Origin of the sequence: Paraburkholderia tropica, assembly GCF_914484835.1 — a bacterium.
Taxonomy (GTDB): Bacteria; Pseudomonadota; Gammaproteobacteria; order Burkholderiales; family Burkholderiaceae; genus Paraburkholderia; species Paraburkholderia tropica_A.
In genome coordinates this window covers 1-4,443 of record NZ_CAJZAR010000094.1, presented here as the reverse complement: position 1 = coordinate 4,443, position 4,443 = coordinate 1, and the positions used below count along the sequence as shown (strand labels likewise).

Below are 4,443 nucleotides of genomic sequence, written 5' to 3'. Positions count from 1 at the left end.
ACGCCGAGCACCGCGCCGTCGACGGCCACCGTGCCGCCCGCGCGCACGTTCTGCGCGAGCCAGTCGACGTGCGGCGCGGTCTGCTGGCCGCCCATCATCTTCATCAGCGCGATGCCGGTGCCCGCGAGCTGCTGCTCGGCCTGCACCCAGTAGCGGCTGTCGACCCAGACGCCCGCGAAATCCTGCGTCACGACCAGCGTGCCGACCGAGCCCGTGAAACCCGAGAGCCATTCGCGCCCCTGCCAGCGGCCCGGCAGATATTCGGACAGATGCGGATCGGCGGACGGCACGAGTGCCGCATCGACGTGCGCGCTCGCCATCGCGGCGCGCAGCGCGGCGATGCGTTGGGGAATCGTGGACGTTTCGGGAAGTCGGGCGTTCATGGTTTCACCTGCGTATGTGGGACCGGCACCTCAAGTGTGCCGAAAGATGCGAGTTTGGGTGCGTCAGCCGGTGGCCGGGCCACGGAGCGGGCATAAGCGAAGGCGGAAGCAGAATCGGGCGTAGGAAAGCGCAAGGCGGCGTGCCGGAAAGCGGGAGGGTCAGCGCCGCGCGCGCAGCGCGACCGCCACCGCGACGAACACGAACGCCACGGCCGTGCAGACCGGCCATTCGAGCAGTTCGCCGTCGTGGAACAGGCCCGTGGCGCGGCCGGCCACCTTCGCGAGCGCGGCGCCGATGAGCGCCGCCGCGATAGCCAGCGCAAGGCCGCCGGATTTGGCTCCCCCGGCGCGGCGCAGCGGATGGAACAACCAGCCCGCCAGCCCCACCGCGATGCCGAGCACGACGATACCGAGCCAGCCCATCAGCGATTTGTCCTGGGGATTTTCAGAAATGTCCGATAGGACCGTCGCGGCGCGGCGAATAGCATTTCTTTTGTCTCATTAACAACAGTGCTTTCACTGGAAAACGGTCGGCTCGGCGCTTCCCGCGTAGCGGTTGAGTGTAGGGGGCGGGATGGCCCAAGGCAAGCGCACCCGGCCCGGCGCGGCTGGAAACTGCTATGCGAATCGCCCTTGTCGAACCCGACACCCGTCACGCGGAAATCGTCGAACGCCTGCTCATCGCGGGCGGCCACGCGTGCCGGCATTTTCAGCACGCCGCCCCGCTCATGGCGGCACTCGAAGACCATACCTTCGACCTGCTGATCGCCGCCCACTGGTGCGGCGACCAGAGCGGCGACGAGCTCATCCCGCACGCGCGCCGCCTGCTGCCCGGTCTGCCCGCCATCATGCTGATGGCCTCGCCGCACGAAAGCGAGATCGTCGGCAGTCTCCAGGCGGGCGCCGACGACTGCATCAGCAAGCCCGTGCGCGGCCCCGAAATGCTCGCCCGCATCGACGCGCTGCTGCGCCGCGCCGGCGTGCGCCGCCCGCGCAACCGCGCGAGCCACGGTTTCGGCGACTATCTGTTCGATTCGGCGCGCTATGAAGTGTCGTTCCGGGGCCAGACCGTCACGCTCACGCCGAAGGAATTCCGCTTCGCGCTGCTGCTGTTCACCAACGCCTCGCGCCCCGTTTCTCGCGCGCGCATCCTCGAAACCGTGTGGAATCTGAACCGCGACGTAAGGTCGCGTACGCTGGACACGCACGCCTCGCGGCTGCGCAGCAAGTTGCAGCTCGGACCCGAGCACGGCTGGCGTCTGACGACGTTGTACGGCTTCGGCTACCAGCTCGAAAGACTGCCTATAAGCCCAGCGGAATAGCCCGACGTTGCCGGCGACAATGTCAGATGCGCGGAAAAGTTATAATATCCGCCTAAATCTTCGCCCCATGGTATGCAGCTTCTAACGATCGGAATCAATCACCACACCGCGCCCGTCGCCTTGCGCGAACGCGTGGCGTTTCCGCTCGAACAGATCAAGCCGGCTCTCGCCCTCTTCAAGGAAGCGTGGTCCGGCGGGCGCCGCAGCCTCAGCGCGCCCGAAGCCGCCATCCTCTCCACCTGCAACCGCACCGAGCTTTATTGCGCCACCGACGCGCACAGCTCGCGCGATTCCGCCGTGGAATGGCTCTCGCACTACCATGGCATCCGCGCGGAAGAACTCGCGCCGCACGTCTACACGCTGCCGCAGTCCGAAGCCGTGCGTCACGCCTTCCGCGTGGCCTCGGGGCTCGACTCGATGGTGCTCGGCGAAACCCAGATCGTCGGTCAGATGAAGACCGCGGTGCGCACGGCCACCGAGGCCGGCGCGCTCGGCACCTATCTGAACCAGCTGTTCCAGCGCACCTTCGCCGTGGCGAAGGAAGTGCGCAGCAGCACGGAAATCGGGGCGCAATCGGTCTCGATGGCCGCCGCCGCCGTGCGTCTCGCGCAGCGCATCTTCGACAAGATCGCGAACCAGCGCGTGCTGTTCATCGGCGCGGGCGAAATGATCGAGCTGTGCGCCGCGCACTTCGCCGCCCAGCAGCCGCGCGAACTGGTGGTGGCGAACCGCACCGCCGAACGCGGCCGCTATGTGGCGGAACGTTTCGGCGGCAAGTCGATTCCGCTGTCCGAACTGCCCTCGCGCATGCACGAGTTCGACATCATCGTGTCGTGCACGGCGTCCACGCTGCCGATCATCGGTCTCGGCGCGGTCGAGCGCGCGGTGAAGGCGCGCCGCCATCGTCCGATTTTCATGGTCGACCTCGCGGTGCCGCGCGATATCGAAGCCGAAGTCGGCCAGCTCGAAGACGTGTTCCTCTACACCGTCGACGACCTCGGCACGATCGTGCGCGAAGGCAATGCCTCGCGCCAGGCCGCCGTCGCGCAGGCCGAAACCATCATCGAAACGCGCGTCGCGAACTTCATGCAGTGGCTCGACACGCGCAGCATCGTGCCGGTCATCCGCCACATGCACACGCAGGCCGACACGCTGCGCCGCGCCGAACTCGAACGCGCGCGCAAGATGCTCGCGCGCGGCGACGATCCGGCCGCCGTGCTCGAAGCGCTCTCGCAGTCGCTGACCAACAAGCTGATCCACGGTCCGACGCAGGCGCTCAATTCGTCGAGCGGCGACCAGCGCGACTCGCTCATCGAAATGATGAGCGGCTTCTATCGCCACGGCCAGCCGGCCAAGGTCGGCAAGGCCGACGAAGCCGCGCCCGAAACCTCCACGCAGGCGTCGAACCTCGACGCGGCGTCCAACGCGTCCGGCTCCTCGGACCGTTAGCGGCATTCGCCGCAGCCTTTGCCGCGACTCCTGCGCACGCCGCGTGCGCATGCATTCCTGGGCATCCCGCCCGCCGCCCTACCCGAAAACCGCTTCGTACCGCCCGATGAAAACGAGCATGCAATCGAAGCTCGACCAGCTGACTACGCGCCTGGCCGAGCTGAACGACCTGTTGAGCCGTCCCGACGTGACGTCCAACCGCGACCAGTACCGCAAGCTCACGCGCGAGCACGCGGAAATCGGGCCGGTGGTCGAGCACTACGCGCTGTGGCGTCAGGCGAAGGACGACGAAACGGCCGCGAAGGACCTGCTCAGCGACGCCTCGATGCGCGATTTCGCCGAAGAAGAGGTGAAGGCCTCGCGCGAGCGCATGGCGCAGCTTCAGCATGAATTGCAGATGATGCTGCTGCCGAAGGACCCCAACGACGACCGCAACGTGTTCCTCGAAATCCGCGCGGGCACGGGCGGCGACGAATCGGCGCTGTTCGCGGGCGACCTGCTGCGCATGTATCTGCGCTACGCGGAGCGCAATCGCTGGCAGATCGAAATGATGTCGGCGAGCGAGTCCGATCTGGGCGGCTACAAGGAAGTGATCGTGCGCATCGCGGGCGAGGCGGCGTACTCGAAGCTCAAGTTCGAGTCGGGCGGCCATCGCGTGCAGCGCGTGCCCGCGACCGAAACGCAGGGGCGCATCCACACGTCCGCGTGCACGGTCGCGGTGATGCCGGAAGCCGACGAAATCGGCGAAGTGGAAATCAATCCCGCCGATCTGCGTATCGACACGTTCCGCGCCTCGGGCGCGGGCGGTCAGCACATCAACAAGACCGATTCGGCCGTGCGCGTGACGCACCTTCCGACCGGCATCGTCGTGGAATGTCAGGACGACCGCTCGCAGCACAAGAACAAGGATCGCGCGCTCAAGGTGCTGGCCGCGCGCATCAAGGACAAGCAGTATCAGGAGCAGCACGCGAAGGAAGCTGCCACGCGCAAGAGCCTCGTGGGCTCGGGCGACCGCTCGGAGCGGATTCGCACCTACAACTTCCCGCAAGGGCGTCTGACGGATCACCGGATCAATCTGACGCTGTACCGACTGGAAGCGATCATGGACGGCGATCTTGGCGAACTGATCGGCGCGCTGCTCTCCGAGCATCAGGCGGAACAGCTGGCCTCGCTCGGCGACGCCGACTAAAGCGCACCGTTCTTCACTCATCGCCCCGCAACTGACCGCATCATGAGCGAACTCACAGCCGACGCCCTGCTGCGCGCCTCGCCGCTGCCCGCGCTCGAAG

4 protein-coding genes and 1 pseudogene are annotated in these 4,443 nt (G+C 66.9%); 3 read left to right on the top strand and 2 right to left on the bottom strand.

Features of this window, described 5'->3' with window-relative positions:
- Both LDO54_RS34585 and LDO54_RS34580 read right to left on the bottom strand, forming a co-directional pair.
- On the bottom strand, positions 1 to 383 hold a 383-nt coding region (locus tag LDO54_RS34585), incomplete at its 3' end, for an aminopeptidase P family N-terminal domain-containing protein (RefSeq protein WP_224016876.1).
- A 159-nt stretch (positions 384 to 542) separates the two neighbouring features.
- Entirely contained in the window at positions 543 to 806 is a 264-nt protein-coding gene (locus tag LDO54_RS34580; protein ID WP_224016873.1) for a hypothetical protein, read from the bottom strand.
- A 197-nt stretch (positions 807 to 1,003) separates the two neighbouring features.
- Here LDO54_RS34580 and LDO54_RS34575 point away from each other — a divergent pair, with 197 nt between their 5' ends.
- The 3 genes and pseudogenes from LDO54_RS34575 (at position 1,004) to prfA (ending at position 4,343) form a co-directional block, all read left to right on the top strand.
- A complete protein-coding gene (locus LDO54_RS34575; RefSeq protein ID WP_224016854.1) occupies positions 1,004 to 1,705 on the top strand; it encodes a response regulator transcription factor in 702 nt (233 codons plus the stop codon).
- Positions 1,706 to 1,777: 72 nt separating this feature from the next.
- Positions 1,778 to 3,046 (top strand): annotated as a pseudogene (hemA, locus tag LDO54_RS34570) (glutamyl-tRNA reductase); the annotation flags it as partial.
- Between the two features lie 214 nt (positions 3,047 to 3,260).
- Positions 3,261 to 4,343 carry a peptide chain release factor 1 gene (prfA, locus tag LDO54_RS34565; protein WP_224016845.1) on the top strand — a complete coding sequence of 361 codons (1,083 nt, stop codon included), beginning with the start codon at positions 3,261 to 3,263 and terminating at the stop codon, positions 4,341 to 4,343.
- The last annotated feature ends 100 nt before the right edge of the window (positions 4,344 to 4,443 follow it).